This is a genomic window from Muricaecibacterium torontonense, from assembly GCF_004793925.1.
Classification (GTDB): Bacteria; Actinomycetota; Coriobacteriia; order Coriobacteriales; family Atopobiaceae; genus Leptogranulimonas; species Leptogranulimonas caecicola.
Genome location: NZ_SRYE01000002.1, coordinates 212,296 through 228,358 on the forward strand (window position 1 = coordinate 212,296; position 16,063 = coordinate 228,358).

Annotated in this window: 17 protein-coding genes; 8 read left to right on the forward strand and 9 right to left on the reverse strand. The window is 57.3% G+C overall.

The features are described 5' to 3' along the window. Positions 1-11 precede the first annotated feature (11 nt). Positions 12-350, reverse strand: coding sequence for an HIRAN domain-containing protein (locus E5334_RS03885; protein ID WP_136012294.1), 339 nt, complete (start codon positions 348-350; stop codon positions 12-14). Positions 351-494: 144 nt separating this feature from the next. On the opposite strand from E5334_RS03885, the gene E5334_RS03890 reads away from it, so the two are divergent. The 3 genes from E5334_RS03890 to E5334_RS03900 are packed head-to-tail and all read left to right on the forward strand — an operon-like array spanning position 495 to position 2,114. After that, positions 495-758, forward strand: a complete 264-nt coding sequence (locus tag E5334_RS03890) for an FAD-binding protein (RefSeq protein ID WP_136012295.1) — start codon at positions 495-497, stop codon at positions 756-758. Next, a complete protein-coding gene (locus E5334_RS03895; protein WP_136012296.1) occupies positions 694-1,572 on the forward strand; it encodes an FAD-binding protein in 879 nt (292 codons plus the stop codon). The genes E5334_RS03890 and E5334_RS03895 overlap by 65 nt, the downstream gene beginning before the upstream one ends. After that, positions 1,569-2,114, forward strand: coding sequence for a transcription repressor NadR (locus E5334_RS03900; protein ID WP_136012297.1), 546 nt, complete (start codon positions 1,569-1,571; stop codon positions 2,112-2,114). Before E5334_RS03895 ends, E5334_RS03900 begins: the two co-directional genes overlap by 4 nt. A gap of 85 nt (positions 2,115-2,199) precedes the next feature. Here E5334_RS03900 and E5334_RS03905 read toward each other — a convergent pair whose 3' ends face one another. Further along, positions 2,200-2,991 carry an NADPH-dependent oxidoreductase gene (locus tag E5334_RS03905; protein ID WP_136012298.1) on the reverse strand — a complete coding sequence of 264 codons (792 nt, stop codon included), beginning with the start codon at positions 2,989-2,991 and terminating at the stop codon, positions 2,200-2,202. A 191-nt stretch (positions 2,992-3,182) separates the two neighbouring features. On the opposite strand from E5334_RS03905, the gene msrA reads away from it, so the two are divergent. After that, on the forward strand, positions 3,183-4,154 hold the full coding sequence (gene msrA, locus E5334_RS03910) for a peptide-methionine (S)-S-oxide reductase MsrA (RefSeq protein ID WP_136012299.1): 972 nt from the start codon (positions 3,183-3,185) through the stop codon (positions 4,152-4,154). 312 nt (positions 4,155-4,466) lie between these two features. Here the strand turns inward: msrA and E5334_RS03915 are convergent, their stop codons facing one another. Further along, positions 4,467-6,032, reverse strand: coding sequence for a C69 family dipeptidase (locus E5334_RS03915; RefSeq protein WP_136012300.1), 1,566 nt, complete (start codon positions 6,030-6,032; stop codon positions 4,467-4,469). A 46-nt stretch (positions 6,033-6,078) separates the two neighbouring features. Next, positions 6,079-6,711 (reverse strand): NAD(P)H-binding protein, encoded by a 633-nt coding sequence (locus E5334_RS03920; RefSeq protein ID WP_136012301.1) that lies wholly within the window; start codon positions 6,709-6,711, stop codon positions 6,079-6,081. A gap of 194 nt (positions 6,712-6,905) precedes the next feature. Here E5334_RS03920 and E5334_RS03925 point away from each other — a divergent pair, with 194 nt between their 5' ends. Then, positions 6,906-7,388 carry a GNAT family N-acetyltransferase gene (locus tag E5334_RS03925; protein WP_136012302.1) on the forward strand — a complete coding sequence of 161 codons (483 nt, stop codon included), beginning with the start codon at positions 6,906-6,908 and terminating at the stop codon, positions 7,386-7,388. Next, positions 7,389-7,556 carry a TIGR04076 family protein gene (locus E5334_RS08630; RefSeq protein WP_167604290.1) on the forward strand — a complete coding sequence of 56 codons (168 nt, stop codon included), beginning with the start codon at positions 7,389-7,391 and terminating at the stop codon, positions 7,554-7,556. It abuts the gene before it with no gap. 29 nt (positions 7,557-7,585) lie between these two features. On the opposite strand, the gene E5334_RS03930 is transcribed toward E5334_RS08630, so the two are convergent. Continuing rightward, positions 7,586-8,290, reverse strand: a complete 705-nt coding sequence (locus tag E5334_RS03930) for a DNA-3-methyladenine glycosylase I (protein ID WP_275438918.1) — start codon at positions 8,288-8,290, stop codon at positions 7,586-7,588. 353 nt (positions 8,291-8,643) lie between these two features. Here E5334_RS03930 and E5334_RS03935 point away from each other — a divergent pair, with 353 nt between their 5' ends. Both E5334_RS03935 and E5334_RS03940 read left to right on the forward strand, forming a co-directional pair. Continuing rightward, positions 8,644-9,021, forward strand: coding sequence for a hypothetical protein (locus E5334_RS03935; protein WP_136012303.1), 378 nt, complete (start codon positions 8,644-8,646; stop codon positions 9,019-9,021). Beyond that, positions 9,014-9,451 carry a DUF1893 domain-containing protein gene (locus tag E5334_RS03940; RefSeq protein WP_167604291.1) on the forward strand — a complete coding sequence of 146 codons (438 nt, stop codon included), beginning with the start codon at positions 9,014-9,016 and terminating at the stop codon, positions 9,449-9,451. Before E5334_RS03935 ends, E5334_RS03940 begins: the two co-directional genes overlap by 8 nt. A gap of 456 nt (positions 9,452-9,907) precedes the next feature. Here the strand turns inward: E5334_RS03940 and E5334_RS03945 are convergent, their stop codons facing one another. From E5334_RS03945 to E5334_RS03960, 4 genes are all read right to left on the reverse strand, one after another. Continuing rightward, complete coding sequence (locus tag E5334_RS03945) at positions 9,908-11,332, reverse strand: LptM family lipoprotein (protein ID WP_136012305.1); 1,425 nt, start codon at positions 11,330-11,332, stop codon at positions 9,908-9,910. A 123-nt stretch (positions 11,333-11,455) separates the two neighbouring features. Further along, positions 11,456-12,403 (reverse strand): magnesium transporter CorA family protein, encoded by a 948-nt coding sequence (locus E5334_RS03950; RefSeq protein WP_167604292.1) that lies wholly within the window; start codon positions 12,401-12,403, stop codon positions 11,456-11,458. A gap of 110 nt (positions 12,404-12,513) precedes the next feature. Continuing rightward, a complete protein-coding gene (locus E5334_RS03955) occupies positions 12,514-14,427 on the reverse strand; it encodes an oleate hydratase (protein ID WP_136012307.1) in 1,914 nt (637 codons plus the stop codon). A gap of 81 nt (positions 14,428-14,508) precedes the next feature. Further along, on the reverse strand, positions 14,509-15,972 hold the full coding sequence (locus E5334_RS03960) for a S10 family serine carboxypeptidase-like protein (protein WP_136012308.1): 1,464 nt from the start codon (positions 15,970-15,972) through the stop codon (positions 14,509-14,511). Positions 15,973-16,063: the final 91 nt, after the last annotated feature.

The window sequence follows — 16,063 nt, forward strand, 5'->3', positions numbered from 1 at the left end:
GTTGATGACGACTAGGCTTCCTCATGAGAGAGATCAACAAAGTAGAGGCCTACATGGATTTGCTCCCAGGTATCTGCCTTAGGGTCTACCTTCAAGATGCGGCACTCCAGCACATTGGTGTGCCCAAAACGCAGGAGCTGAGCGGGGATCTCGTTGAGTGCACGAGGTATATAGCCCAGCTTGGTGTCGTGCCATACCAGCGCTACCGCATTGGGGTCATGAGGATTATCTGGCTCTGCCATTAGCTGAACGCCGTCACCCACTTCTAAGTCGTGGACCACCAGGGAGGCATCCCAAAAACGAGTGCCTGCAATGTCGAAGTCTGCAAAGTGCTTTGAAAAGACGCCCATGATTCCTCCTCGAGTACGGCTGTGCTTTTACTGCCATTATCACAAGGAGATACGAGGATGGGTGACCCTCTTATGGGACAGCGAAAGACATTTTTTAGGCTGCTAGCGGATTGATTCAAAGCATTCCAAGGATCTTCTGGATGCATGACGCAGGGCTGCCATCCCGTGCCGGAGGGTTATCAGAGCCTTCATGAGGGCGCCACCTACTGTGCCGCACTGCATGAAGGCAGAAGCACTCTGCAAGCAGACGTCGTGATCGTGGGCTGTGGTGTGGCAGGGCTCTATGCTGTGCTCTATCTGCCTACCGGCATGAGCATCGTACTATTATCCAAAGGCGCTATCGATGAGTGCGACTCGATGCTCGCTCAAGGAGGAATCTGCGTGTTGCCCGAAGAGGGGGGACTATGAGACCTTCTTCGCAGATACGCTCGCAGCTGGCCACTACGAGAACCGCCGTGAGAGCGTGGACATCATGATCCGCTCCAGCCGGTCAGCCATTAACGATCTTGTGGCCTTGGGCTGCGATTTTGAGCGAGATTGGAAGGGTATGCTTGCGTTTACGCGAGAAGGCGCACATAGCCGCCCGCGTATTTGCTATCACGCAGACACAACTGGCAAAGAGATCACTACCACGCTGCTTGCCGCCGTCCGCCGACTGCCCAATGTGCGCATCTTAGACCACGTGGCAATGGTCGACATCCTTACAAAAGAACCGGGCTGTCAGGAGGACCATGCACAAGGCTGTCAGGAGGATTGCACACAACGCGCCTTTGAGAAGGCTGCAGTGGCGATTGGCGGAGGGCGCAACCATCGCTACAACCTTTCGACAGCCGTGATGCTAAAGGATAATCACATCGACGCTGCTGGCGGCGTAGCCGCTGCGGTGGCTGCGGCTCGAGCCCATGCGCCGTTCACCTGCACTGTCGAAGTCGAGTGCGAGGATCTTGCCATGGTGCGCGAAGCGGTGGAAGCCGGTGCCGACATCATCATGCTTGATAATATGACCCATGACGAGATGGCTGCGGCGATCTCGCTGATCGACGGCCGTGCTAAGACCGAGTGCTCAGGCAACGTTGACGCAGGCAACATCCGCGCACTGGCAGATTTGGGCGTTGACTACATATCGTCAGGCGCTCTCACCCATTCTGCTCCTATCCTCGATCTATCCCTCAAGCATCTGCGCTTGCTTGACGATGCGCGTACTAGCGGGGTGGCGCAATGAAAGGCAGCGAGCGCAGATCGCAAATCTTAGAGGCACTGAGTGCATCCGAGGTTGCTGTCTCAGGCAGCTCGCTCGCACAGGCTGTGGGGGTGAGTCGGCAGGTGGTAGTGCAGGACATTGCGCTGCTTAGAGCCAACGGCCACGACATTATCGCTACCAACAAGGGTTATGTGCTGCGCGATGGGGCAGATGCGCCGCAGATCCCCACCCGCCTTATCAAGGTATGCCATGGTCTTGACGAGGTGGCAGACGAGCTCACGACGATCGTCGATCTAGGCGGAACCGTTCTCAACGTTATGGTGAACCATCGTGTGTACGGGACCATCACAGGTGTCCTCGATATTAAAAATCGCAAGGACGTCGAGCGCTACCTCGAGAACATTCACTCAGGGAAGAGCTCTCCGCTGCTTATGGTGACCAGCGGGTATCACTTCCATCGCATTGCGGCAGATACCGAGGCCGAGCTTGATGAGATAGAGCACACATTGTGCCAGAAAGGCTACCTTGCCGAGGTCTTGCCCTATGAGGGGGACCTTCAGTAGCGCGGCGCCTTTCTTGGGGCATTTTGCGTAGGCGGGCTCGATTCCGCCAAGCCGGTCTCAGAGATAGTGTGTCTGCCCCCCAGGCCTAAGGCTGCAGGGGAGTGTCCGTGGCAGGCAACCCAGGATTGAACCCCTGCATCTCGAGCATCTGGGGAACGCTCAGGTGGTTTTTGAAAGGCACCTGGTAGAAAGAGGCCACCGTCTCTGACCAGCTTTCATTGTCTTGCCCTTCGGTCCGTTGGCTCCGATAGGCACGGTAGCGCTGGTCATAGCCATCGATAAGGGACTTGAGGTCCGGGTTGTACCGGTCGGTGAAGTAGACTGCCTCGTGGGGGAGACGGGGTTTGAGTGCCGGATCTTGTGCGGGATAGCCAATGCAGAGGCCGGCGATGGGGATGACATAGCGAGGTAATCCCAGGGCCTTCGCCATCTCGGGGCCGTGAGCTCGGGCGTCGCCGATAACGCAGGTGCCGAGTCCCAAAGACTCGGCTGCGGCCACGGCCCAGCCCAGGGCGATGCCTGCGTCAGTGACTCCAACCATAAGGTTGTCCTGCACTTTGGACACTTGGTCAAAGGTGTCCTGGTCCTCATGGCAGGCCAGCCAGGTGCGGTAGAAGTCTGCGCAAAAGACTAGGAACACCGGCGCTTCCAGCACGTAGGGCTGCTGGTTGCAGAACTCGAACACTTGCTTGCGGAGGTCCTTATCGGCAACGTTTACTACAGAGACATGCTGGCAGTTGACCCAGTTGGGCATGGATTGCACCGCATCCATGATGCTGCGGAGGACGGCTTCGTCCACTGGCTTGGACGAGTAGGCGCGGATGGATCTGTGGGCGCGCATCCCCTCGATGGTGGGGGAGGTTATAGGATCGTTCATGGGAGACTCGCTTTCTTGGAGCAGGGGCGTATCGGTTAGATATTTGTACCCCTTATGCGGGCAATTCCATGCGCGCGCGTTTCTCGCAATGGAGCCTATCTGGGGCTATCGTGGGGGTATCATTATGGCTTATCCTCTGGCGGCTGCGGTAGGAAAAGGCAAATGCAAACGCTACCAAGAAGGGGGCGCCTATGAAAACGCGAAACATCGTGCTGGCTGGAGGGTGCTTCTGGGGCACCGAGGCCTATATGAAAAAGCTCCCCGGCGTGCTGGGCACCCAAGTGGGCTACGCCAATAGTCAGGTAGAAAACCCAAGCTACCAGCAGGTATGTACAGGGGCTACCCATGCAGCAGAGGCTGTGAAGGTGACCTACGATCCTCAAGTCATCTCGCTGCCGTTGCTGCTAGAAGCCTACTTTCAAACCATAGACCCCACCTCGTTCAATCAACAAGGAAATGATCGCGGCACCCAGTATCGCACGGGCATCTACTGGACCGATCCTCAGGACGAGGCTGTCGTAACCTCGGAGCTCCTCAAGCTCTGGCGCCGCATTGGCAAGCCTTTGCGCGTCGAAGCGCAACCATTAATAAACTTCTATCCGGCCGAAGACTACCACCAAGACTATCTGGACGCTAATCCCCAAGGCTATTGTCACGTAAACCTCTCTGATGCCGAGAAGTTCGTAGCCTCCCATGCTGCAGACTTTGTGCTGGTGGCCCAACACTATCAAAAGCCGGAGCAGGCTCAGCTAGAAGCCGCCCTGGATCCTGCTACCTATCAGGTAACCCAGCAAGCTGCCACAGAGCCCGCATTCTCCCATCCTTATGATCACTTGTTTGATGAGGGTATCTACGTTGATGCCGTGACTGGCGAACCCCTCTTCTCTTCCCGCGACAAATTTGACTCCGGGTGTGGATGGCCGGCTTTTTCTCGGCCTATTGCTCAGAGCGCCCTGGAAGAGCAGGTGGATACTTCGCTGAGGGGGATCCCACGAGTAGAAGTGCGCAGCAGCGCCGGCTCCAGCCATCTGGGGCATGTCTTTGATGACGGCCCGCAAGAGCTGGGAGGACAGCGCTACTGCATCAATGGGGCAGCGCTGCGCTTTGTGCCCAGGGACCAAATGGAAGCAGAAGGTTACGGATACCTGCTCTCAGAGCTTTAAGGGCGCCTATGACTGGCGGGAGGTGCCTTTTGGCTGCACGGGCTGGATTTCTATGAGAGGATCATCCTGACAACAAGTTCCCTAAACCAAGGGAAACGGCGAGAGCCGTGCCGGCCATGAACGTCCGCCGTGAAAAGGGTGTGCTGTCCATGGTTCGCTGACTTCCTTGATGCGCCGATAAGAAACGGAATGTCTCTTAGAGTTTCTGATATTTGGTCAAAGGCCACAAGTTGAGGGATGCAGGCTCCACGTTTTTGTAGAGCCTACATCCCTCACGCTCGAGACGTCGCAAAAGGATTCGAAGCAAAAGGCTTAGTGGTCGTTCATGTTGAAGGCGTTCTTCATGCCCACCGTGCGCTGGTCGAGCACGGTACCCAAAAGGTCGCGGGTCTGGTGTTGGATCTTATCGGTAAGGGCTTGATTTGCTGTCTCGAGAAGCTGGTGAACCTGAGGATCGTCGGTGGAGTCCAGGTCCACCTTGCCTTCTTGGGCAAGTGCTTGCAGCTGGGCATCGGTCTCGCGAAGCGATTGGTAGCCTTGGGCCATGGTGTTCAGGCGATAGGCCTGGATGGACTCGTAGCTCTCAAAGAACTGGGGATCTGCAAGGCCGGCGACTAGGCGGTTGTTCCAATAGAGGCTGTCGGTGGTCACCTGGGCCGGGGTGTCCAAGTAGGCAGGGGTCTTTTCTACGTTGGCATAGACGGCCACTGCGGTATTGAAGGGGCCAGAGGCGGGAGCGAACCAATGGATGCCCTGGAGGGCTTTGGGCGCCCGGGAGCGGATGCACAGGATGGAGCACTCAGAAGTGCGGTCGATGCCCACATAGCGATACTGATGGCGGGTAGCTGGGGTTCCTTTGGTGCCATAGGGATCGTATTGGGTGCCGTCATAGGTGGTGGCCAAGAGGTCCTTGACGTCTGAGGCGGAGAGCTTCTTGTCGGGGCGCATCGCCCAGGGGATGTCCAGGCTCTCAGGCCCAAAGGCGGGATCGGTTCCGTGGAACCGCTGGTCAGAAGGGGTCAGGCGACTGCAGAGATACCATTTGCGAGGGGCGTTGTAGAGCTGGTCGAGCCAAGTGTAGGTAGAAAACGCAATGCGAGCGTCGAAAAAGCGGGGAAGCCCATCGACGGTCTCTTCAGAGGCCACTTCGGGCATGTCCATGAGCAGGTCGTTCTCGCGGATCCAAGTGGCCAGGTCTGCGCTGCACATGTAGTCTTTCTGGTCGCCTAGGGCGTCCGCCAGGTCAAAGGTGTCGATGCCTTGGCGGTTGGGCTGCACCACGTAGCAGTCGTCAGGCACGCGGCGGGCGATCCAGTGATGGCCGCCAATGTTCTCCCAGTACCACACTTCGTCGGCATCGCCAAAGGCCACGCCGTTGGTCTCGTAGGTGCCGTACTTCTCTACCAGCATGCCTAAGCGCTGGACGCCCTCACGGGCGCTTTGGATGTAGGGAAGGGTGATGGTGGGCAGGTTCTCCTCGCCGATGCCCCCTGGGACCTCGGGACGATAGTCAGGATCGCCCGGGGTGCCCTGAGCGGGTTGATAGCACACCAGAGGATCTGCCCCCAGCACGCGGGCATTGGCCGAGATGGTCTCGGTGGCGCTCATGGAGACGTTGGCGGCGTTGATGCCGGTCTCTGCCCAGATGCCGTTGGACTTGTCTGCATTGGGGGTGCAGGTATAGCGCAGCGGGTTGTCTGGCAGCTCGATGGTGAGGTGGTTGGCTACTCCGGTATAGGTGCGGGGCTGGTCCTCAGGGTTCACTACGACGAGCTGTTTGGGATCGAAGGAAAAGTCCTCGCCGTCCTCGTTGCGGGCGACGATGGTCGATCCGTCGTTGGTGGCGTGTTTGCCAACGAGCAATGTGGTGCATGCCATGGAAAACTCCTTTGCTTTCCTGGATTGAAAACACTCGATATATTCCCTAAACGGCCGCCAAGGCATCGGCAATGGGAGTCTCGCCGTTTTTGACCCTGATCACCTGTCGATAGGTAGTGGGCATGGGAAGGGCGGCAGCCAAAGTGGATGCGATGTCAGGAATGGCAACGGGACCTTCGTGGTCAGGATTTATCACAATCTTGCCGGTGGGATCTTCCTCTCGAAGGAGGCCGGCTTGGACGATGGTCCAATCCAAGTCGGTTTGGGCGAGCCAATGGTCTGCGAACATCTTGGCGATGTTGTAATCGGTGATGTCTGCTATGCCCGGCTCCTGAGCCCATTTCTCTGGCTCTAGGGTAAACATGGAGCTGAGCATGATAAAGCGGTTGATGCTTTGCGCGTCGGCGGCTTTCATGAGTTTGACGGCGCCGAAGGCGTCCGTTTGCAAAAGGTCCTTCCCTCGGGAACCTGCCACAAAAAACACCGCATCGCAGCCCTCGAGCTTGGGCATCATGGCTGCCACATCGTCATGGAAGTCGAACTCGACGGGGATGACATTGTCCTGTGTAGCAGGGAGAGGGTGCCTGCTTGCTGCCACCACCTCGTGGCCTTCTTTTGCAAGGGTCTCTGTGAGCTTTTGGCCTACGCGTCCAGTCGCGCCGCCAACGAATACTTTCATGAATGCCGCCTTTCCAAGCCTTTACGGAGCGGCTTGTACCCTCAGGCCCCAAGAGAAAGGGCGATAGGTAAAAAGCCTACAAGTAATAGGGGAGTCTGAAGAAGAAGCCAAGTCGGTCCCTCTTGGGGAGCTGGTTTTGAGAAAATGAAACTGTCTGTAAGATAAAAATCAGCCATCGCCCACAGGGAAATGCCATGGACTATACCGTGCGAGAAATAGCCGCGAAGGACAACGCTGCCGTAGAGGAGATCATCCGTTACTGCCTCAAGGAGTATGGCGGAGATCATGAGGGCACTGCCTGGGAAGACCCGGGGCTTGGAAGCTTCTCTGAGGTCTACGCTCCCGATAACTGCTGTTACTGGGTGGCAGAAGACGCAACTGGAAAGGTAGTGGGCGGCGTAGGGGTTGGCCCGCTGCCGGGCGTGCCAGGGGTCTGTGAGCTTCAAAAAATGTACTGTTATCCAGAAGCGCGAGGTACAGGCGCGGCACACAGGCTGATGGATGTAGCCCTTACCTTCGCTGCCGAGAATTACGACTCCTGCTACCTGGAAACCTTTGGAAACATGGTGCCTGCGCAGCGGTTTTATGAGAAGCGAGGTTTCCATAGGATCGAAGGGCCGTTGGGTCAAACGGGCCATTACGCCTGCGACGTGCTCTATCTCAAAGAGCTGCGTTAAATGCGAGGCCAAGGGCAACCAAAGGTCTTTGGGTGGCTCTCGAACGATGGCACTCGTCCTGTGATCTTCAAGATCGAGCGCATAGACATTCCAGAAAACGATAAAGAAGCAGCCTGGCTTAGCTCCCAAGACTTTTCCAATAGCGCCAGCGATGCCTATACGGGATAAGTCGCCAAGCCTTGGAGATGATTAAATTACTACCCAAAGTCGCTGTACAGGAAGCACCCCGGCTGATGGCCGTTGATGAGTCCGGCTGACTGCATGAAGGCATAGACGGTAGTGGGGCCCACAAAACTCATGCCGCGAGCTTTGAGATCCTTGGCCAGGGCTGCCGATAAGGGCGATGAGGTGTGGCCAGTCTCATGCATCGGCTCGAAATCTACCCAACTCCAGAAGTAGCGATCCAGCGAACCAATCTCTTGCTGAATCGCTTTTGCCACCTGGGCATTCTTTACCACGGCACGAATCTTAGGCTTGCTGCGGATGATGGATGGGTCGCAAGCGAGAAGATCGATTTTCTCGGCATCGAAAACGCTTACTTGATCGATGTCAAAATCGCAGAAGGCTTGGCGAAACGCTTCTCGTTTGTTGAGGATGCATTCCCAAGAAAGGCCGGCTTGGAAGCAACTGAGGGCAAAAAGCTCGAAGAGGCGCCGGTCGTCGTGACAGGGTATGCCCCACTCATGATCGTGGTAGTCCAGGTAGGAAGGGTTTTGGGGGTTGGCCCAGGAACAGCGGGGCGTGTTGTCGGGCCAGAGGGCTGCGTAGCGTGCGCCCTGGGTTTGGCAGCGCTGGCAGCGTGGACTATGTGGGTTGAAAGTACAATAACCCGAGCATCCGGGAGCCTGAGGGGCAGGCAGTGGATGCTCGGGTTGTAGTGTGCGCGGGCGAGCTTTGGTCAAAGAGCGCTCCTAGGTACTGTTATTGGCGGTGATGTCTCCAAGCCAAATCTACGATACCGAAGGTCACGAGCATGGCAAGGGCGAAGAATACAGGCCAGAGGCCATCGTCGTCGCCAAGCTTGGGCGCCTCCTGCTTGGGAGCGGCTTGTTTTACCTGTGAAGTCTTCTACGTAAAGAACGAGACCAGCTGAAATACTGACGAAATTCGAAATGTGAAAGGGCTCGCAGCGTAGGCCCATAGCTGCGCATTTATAGGGGATAAGCCCTTGTTACTTGACCTTACGTCGGTTTTAGGGCGTGTACTATTAAGGGAGACGAGATCCCATGCCAAAGGCGTGGGAAGAGGAGAGGATATGCTTGTGAGCCCAACATCTTTTGTAGCAGGGATTTTGGGCCCCGTCGCCAGCTTTGCGCTTTCTGGTGTGCCGGGGGCGGTCATGCTTTCCTTTATGATGGTCGAGCTGGCGGGCTATGGATTGGCTGCCGGCTTTGCGCGTTCTTGGAACACCTCGCTTATCGTGAAGCTCTTGGCTGCCCAGCTAGCGGGCAGGTTCCTCAGGGCCGCAGCTCTTGCGGCTGCTGGCGTGGTAACAACAGGCGTGCCCCCGGTGGTCTCCGTGCTCTCTGCCACAGGGGCGGGCCTGCCTGGCCTTTGCCTCCAGTGGCTGTTGATTCCTGCAATCCTGCTTGCGGTAAAGGCGCAGTCTGTCCGCGGAGCCGCCCGTGACTAGCGACACCGCCCATGCCAAGGAGCTTTTGGAAACCCACGATCTCACTCTGGCTCTTTGCTGCGGCGAGACGATTGCGACGAGCCATGAGCGGGGAGTGGCCCCGCTGCTGGCTCTGCTTGAGGGCGATGTGTCCTGGGAAGGTGCCAGTGCTGCCGATAAGGTCGTAGGCGCCGGCGCTGCATTTCTCTACTGCCTGCTAGGGGTGCGCGAGGTGTGGGCTCCCATCATGAGCCGCCGCGCCGTCGAAGTGCTGAGGCGGGGCTCCATCAATCCCATTGCCGAGCAGGAGGTCGACGCCATCGTGAATCGTGCAGGCGATGGACCATGCCCTATAGAATCGGCTGTGGCAGACATCGATGACCCTCAAGAAGCTCTGGTGGCTGTTCGTCAAAAGTTGGCAGACTTGCGGCGGGGCACAAGGACTCAATAGTGCTTGAGCTAGTTAATAAATGCACTAATGGGGGAATGCTAGAGATCCCACTGATACATCTATGCCAAGAGTATGTAATGCGCCAAGAGCGTACATTGCGTCGAAGACGTACACTGCAGCGAAAACTTCCGCTGCGTCGAAGACGTACACTGCAAGTTTATTAGTCGTGCACTCTGAAAAAGTACTACTTAAGCTACATTAATATGTAGCTTAAGTAGTAAATAGAAATTTTACTAAAATAAAATGCTGCTATCGCTTCATTAGAATGTAGCGATAGCAGCATATTTTCCGAGGGATACATGACCTCATGTGCTCCGTAGCTTCGTCATGTGCTTTATAACATCATGTGTTTCGTAGCTACGCACAATGGCTCGCCTCATACAGCAGCTCACCTCGTACAGCAGCTCGCAACGATAACCTCGTACAGCTGCTTCGTAGCGCGTCTTATTCTCTCTCCTAGTGGTCTACCGACATAGCGGCGTTAAGGCTGTCGTAGGAAGGATCGGGATGCATGGTGGTGGGAGTGCAACCTACGTATTTACCGCTTTCATCAAAGTAGGCGATGAGGCTAATGGCTCCGTCTTCATTAAGAGGGGGATTGCCCTTAAATCCCTGGAGGTACCAGTAGCCATCGCTCAGGTACATGGCGTCAAACTCTGTGAGATCGGCCAGCTTGTCAATGCCGCTCATAGACAGGTCAAAGACCACGTCGCCGGAGGCGTTGATGAGGCAGGCATAGCCGTCGTCGTCAGAGTCAGCATTGCTATAGGTGCCTTCAAGGACATCCTTGGACTTGGCGCTCACGTAGACGAGGCCGTTGTAGGAAGGCCTGGCATTCATTAAACCGCAGCTAGGCTCCACTGCCCAGCTGCTGGTAGCCAGGTTGTAGATGCCTTTTACTGTGCGGGAGCTGCCTCCATGGGGGTTTTGTTCTTGGCCCTCAAGCAACAGCAGGTTGTCTCCAAGCACTGCGTCGATGGCACGGAAGCCGTAGGCGATCTTATCGTCAGAGAGGGTAGTGACATCGAGCGCCAGCGAGCCGTCGTAGTTAAAGATCTGCCCCACCTTGTGGCCCAGGCCGGCGTAGTGTCCCTCGCCGCAAAGGCGTATGTCACCGTCGGTATCCACGGTCGCAAGGGTTTTGCCCGAGGTGTCCACGATGGTCTTATTGCCGTAAACGAAGTGGGCGCCGTTGTAGAAGCGCAGGTCTGTGTCGCTGTCGCTAGATTGAATGGTGCACGCAGGCAGGTCGCCCACAGAGAACAGTTCCTTGCCGTCGCGGTCGATGACCACATTGACGGAGTGTCGCTGCTCTTGCTCGTCGAGCACAGTGAGGGGAAGGATGAAGCAGTCATTGGTGAAGGCCAGGGTGTTGGAGCCACCACGGGTATTGAGCTCATAGGCCGTACCGTACTTGGAAAGCGCGTCATCTAAGCTGGCAACGGTCTTGCCTTCGCCGTCGATCACCGAGAAACTGGACTTCTTGTCGTAGGCGGTATCCCACTCCTTGTCGTACTCAGAGCTGGTGGTAAGCACCACATAGCGATCTTGGGTGGCGAGGCCAATGAGTTGTGTCTCGTCTTCGCTTTCGTTCTGGCCGGGGTCAATCATGTTGGCGACAGGGTTTTCCATAGGCTTGCCGGTGACGTCCACCAACTCGTGGCCGGAGTCCGTAAAGGTGCAGTTGGGGATAGCGAGCTTGGCCTCCTGAGGCTCGGCTTCCTCCTTTGGCGCCTCCTGGGTGGCTGCTGAAGCCTCAGGCGCCGGCTCTGGCTGTTGAGGCTGACCGCAGCCCGCCAGCGTGAGCGCCAGGGCGCCGCAGGCAACGGTAGTGCCAATGACCTTGGGATTAAGGGCGATGCCCCGATGCAAAGCAGTCATATCACTCCATTCCTTACAAGTTCCTGATAAGAAGGTATCACAGGAACTTTTAAGGAAGTGCTAGGACCATCGATGAGTGCACTATAGAAACCGTCAGTTCTCCCAGGCATTCGTTTTCTTCTATTACTTGATAAGACGGCGTCCCTTGAGAATTGCTATAGCCAGCGCCGAGATAGCCAAGGAAATGAGGAGTGCAGGTACCCAAGAGTCCACAAAAGGGAGTCGCGCCACGTTCATGCCATAAAAACCAAATACTGCTGCAGGTATTGAGAGAATCAGGGTGAGCACGGTAAGCGTCTGCATCGTCTTGTTGAGGTTATTGGACATCACATTTGAGAAGGTGTCGCTCACGCCATTTAAAACCCTGGTGCAGATGTCGCACATGGCCACTGCCTGGTGCACCTCGATGAGCAGATCGTCTAACAGACCGCTTTCGCTGTGGAGGGGAATCACGCGGCCAGTGCCAATGAGTTTCACTGTGGCTTCCAGCTCTTGAAGAGACATGGAAAAATGAATCAATGACTTTTCTGCGCCCAGCATGGAGATGAGTACGTCGTTGTCCATGGTGTGTCGTAAGATATCTTCGTTTTTGCGAATCTGGCTGCTAATGGAACGAAGGTCTGCGAGGTAGCGGTTGGTTACTGTGAGGAGCATTCGGAGGAGAAGATCAGCTGGCAAATGTGTTCTGGCATCCGTGATGGCTGTATGTCTGAAGCTAGCAACCGTATCGTCAGCGGTGAGCGAGAACGTGACAAAGCACCCCTTGTCAGGCAAAAAGATGAATGCGAGCGGATGGGTGCTGTATTGGCTGCGGGCGAGTTCAGATGAGTCGCTCTCTTTGAAAGGGCAGTCCACCACCACGAGGACTTGCCCTGTAGCGTCGTCATAATCTATGTGAGAGGCCTCTTTGTCATCGCAGGCTTTCTTGATGAACTCATCTGCGATGCCCAGATCAAGAATAAGGAAAGCCAAGTCACAGACCCTTGGCTCTTGAACTTCAATCCAGCAATCTGGCTCAAGACCAGAGACTTTTTCAATACGCCCCTCTTTTGGTTTATAGAAAGATATCATGGGCGCCCCGCCAGCGATGATTCTTAAAGACGGTAACCTCCTACCCGGCATTCCATAGCTGCATGCATGGAATGCCGGGAAGGAGAGGCGACTCAGATCAACAAAGAGGATCAGTGAATGCCGGGCCACACGGCGCCGGTGGCAGGCTTGGGGTCGTCGGCGTTCTTCTCGGTAGCGGGAATGACGCCGTATTCCAGCAGCAAATCGTAGATGTCGGTGCCCTCGATTGCCTTGAGGCCACGGGAGAGCATGAGCTTTTCCAAGAGGCTCATGTTCATGTCGGTGGCGGGCTTGCCGTCGCGCAGCATCACGGTGGCGTTGAGCAGGCAGCGTAGGTCAAAGGCGCTGCCCCAGACCTCGGGGACGCCTCGGTCGATGTCCAGCAGGGTGTAGACGGCCTCCATGCCGGTGCGCATGGAGTACTCGGTGGTGAAGATGGTATCGCGCGGAGTCTCTGCAAACTGACCTATGAAGGCGAAGTTCTTGGCGCCTTCCGGCACCACCAGCGGGCGGTCGCCGGCGGCGCGAGGCATGAAGAATGCCGTGATATAGGGCATCATGCAGGGCACGGTGTTGGCGCTCTTCTCGGCAAGGTCCTCGATCTGGTCCTCGGGCACGCCCAGGTGATAGAGCCACTCCTCGCAGATCTCCTTGCCGGTGCACTGGCGCATGGGCTTCTGGATGTAGTTGCCGGGCTTATCGGTAAAGAGGGAGTAGACCCACACGCACACAGTGCCGGGCTTTTGCTCCTTGAACTGTGGCTGGCGGTTGATGGTCCAGGAGAGCAGCCAGTTGGAGTCCTCCACGCTCACGATGCCGCCGGTGACCACGCCGCCGGAGAGCGGGTCGCGCTTGCAGATCTTCTCGATATAGGGCAGGATGCGCTCGTCCAAGGTGGTGATGGTAGCGCTCTCCCAGTTGGAGAGCTCGGGGGTTGAGCAGAACTTCTCGGGATGGCCAAAGTCGGGGCTTTGGGCGGCGATGCGTTTCCAAAGGTCCCAGCCGTCGCCGTCGCAGAGCTCGGGGGCGAAGGCAGCGGGGGTGTCCTGGTCGCCAAAGGTGGAGTGGGCCACACAGCTGCCAGGGGTGATGAAGACCAGGTCGTTTTCAGAGAGTTCGATGGTCTCCTCGGCGCCGGGCTCTACCTGGCCGCCGTCTGGCACGCCTGTGGTGGCGTCTTGGGCTGCCTGGCTCTCGTTGCGGCGCAGCTTGATTTGGGTAGCCACCTTGCGGTTGTCGCTCTTGGCCTCGTCTACCGAGAAGCGCACGTCGGTCACATGGGTGTTGTACTGGAAGTCCACGCCGGCCTTCTCCAGGTAGCGCACCATGGGAAGGATCATGGACTCATACTGGTTGTAGCGGGTGAAGCGCAGGGCGCTGAAGTCGGGCAGGCCTCCTACATGGTGGATGAAGCGGGTGATGTAGCGCTTCATCTCCAGAGCGCTGTGCCAGTTCTCGAAGGCGAACATGGTGCGCCAATAGAGCCAGAAGTTGCTGTTCAGAACCTCATCGGAGAAATACTCGGTGATCTTTTTGTCCTGAAGCTCCTCTTCGGGGGTGAAGAAGAGCTTCATGATCTCCATGCAGCCCTTGTCGGACAGGTTGAACTTGTTGTTGGTATGGGCGTCTTGGCCGCGATCCTTGGTGGCGCGGCAGAGCGAGTGGTTGGGGTCGCGCTTGTTGAGCCAGTAGTAGTAGTCGAGCACGCTCACATTCTCGTCTTCAAACGAGGGGATGTCGCGGAAGAGATCCCACATGACCTCGAAGTGGTTGTCCATCTCGCGACCGCCGCGCATGGTGTAGCCCAGCTGCGCATAGTCCCAGCCGTCGCAGGCGCCGCCGGCCCTGGGGTCGCGCTCCAGAACATGGATGTTCTTGCCAGGCATCTGGCCGTCGCGCACCAAAAAGCACGCTGCCGATAAGCCCGCCAAGCCGCTGCCTACGATATAGGCGTGCTTGGATTCCACTCCTTCCGGCTTCAAAGGATGGGCGAAGGCTTCGTAGTTGCCGCTGGAATAGTACATGCATCCTCCTCTGAGGTAAGAAAGGTGCCCCAACCCTCTCTTAGATAAAGGGCTAGGGCACCTGGTTATGGGCGAGAACGGTTAGTTTTGGTGGCGAAGCTCGTAGAACTTTTGGAGCACTGGCGTGGTGTCTTCGAGGGCAGGGGTGTCGGCATAGAGCATGTGGCCGTTGGAAGACTCATGCCAGAGGATCTGGCGGGAGAGGTCCTCGGGCAGGTACATCTTGGCCATGTCGTGGATGACGTTCCAATAGGGGGTGGCGCCGTCGTGGCGTCCGCCCAAGAAGATGACGTGGCTGGTGGGGTTGCGGCGGAGAGCCGTAGCGATGTCGAAGGCCACGTTGGGCATGGGGGCGCTGCCGACGCCGGGCATGTTGTGATTCCAATTCCAGGACTCGTTGACCTCGATGTTCAGGCCGCAGTAGTTGGGGTAGCCCTTAAAGCCCATATCGCGCAGGAGCTTTTGGTAGACCTCGTTGTAGACCACCTGGATTGCGTCGTAAGAGGGGTCTTCCATCTGGAAGAAGCCCAGGTCGCCCTGGATGGGCTGGTAGACCTGCTCGGTGAAGCGGGTGTCGTAGCGACCGTGGGAGAGACCCTTGTCCTGAGAGAAGTGGGCACGGAACTCGAAGAGGTCGATGCGCAGCTTGCGGGCCATGATGAAGTCCACAGGCAGGCCGCAGAACTCATGCATCTGCTCGGCGACCTCCTGCATCTTGTCTTGAGGCAGGTTGCCGGCGATGGTGAGGGCGTTGATATAGGTGTTGTTGACAAAGTCCATGGCCTGGCCAAACCAGGTCTCAGGGTCGACGCCCTGGCCAACGACACCGGCCGACTGGGCGGTGGCGGCCATGACCGGGAACATGCCGGCGTAGTAGTCGTCGTTGCCCGGCAGCATCACGGCGTAGTCCAAGATGGAGGACTGCTCCACCACGCCGTCCACGCCTACGCCGCGCTCGCCCAGCAGGCGATAGACCACCGCTGCGCGGGTGGTGCCGTAGGACTCGCCGTAAAGGTAGTGAGGACGGTCCCAAGCATTGTGCTCGTTGAGCCAGGCGATGATGGTGCGCGCCATGGCGTCGCCGTCACCGTCGACGCCCCAGACCTTCTTGGGGTCGTAGCCGGCCGCCACATGAGAGTAGCCGGTGCCAGGGGCATCGATGAACACCAGGTCAGAGACCTGCAGCAGGGTATAGGGGTTGTCCTCTACCGGGCAGGTGTTGGGCAGGTGCTTGGTGCCATCGGTGGGCACGCGCACAGGGCCTTGGCCGCCGATGCACACCATAGAAGAGGATCCGCCAGGGCCGCCGTTCCAAAGGAACGTGACGGGGCGGTCGGACTTGTCCTGCTCGTCAGAGACATAGGAGAGGCAGAACTGATGGCACATGGCCTCGCCTTTGTCGCTATAGATGGTGAGCATCTCTGCGGTGCCCGTATAATCGATGGTCTTGCCGTCCTTGCCCGTCCAGGTATAGTGCTTGGACGCGGCCTCAGGAATCTTTTCCTCAGGTTTCTCTGGGGTTTGGGCTGTGCTGGTTTCTGCCATAGGTGCCCCTCTCCGGCGGCCAAGAGCCGCCATGATGTGGTGTTAAAGGGGTTGTTTCCCTGCGCGTCGACGCTCGCTCGCAGCAAAGCTC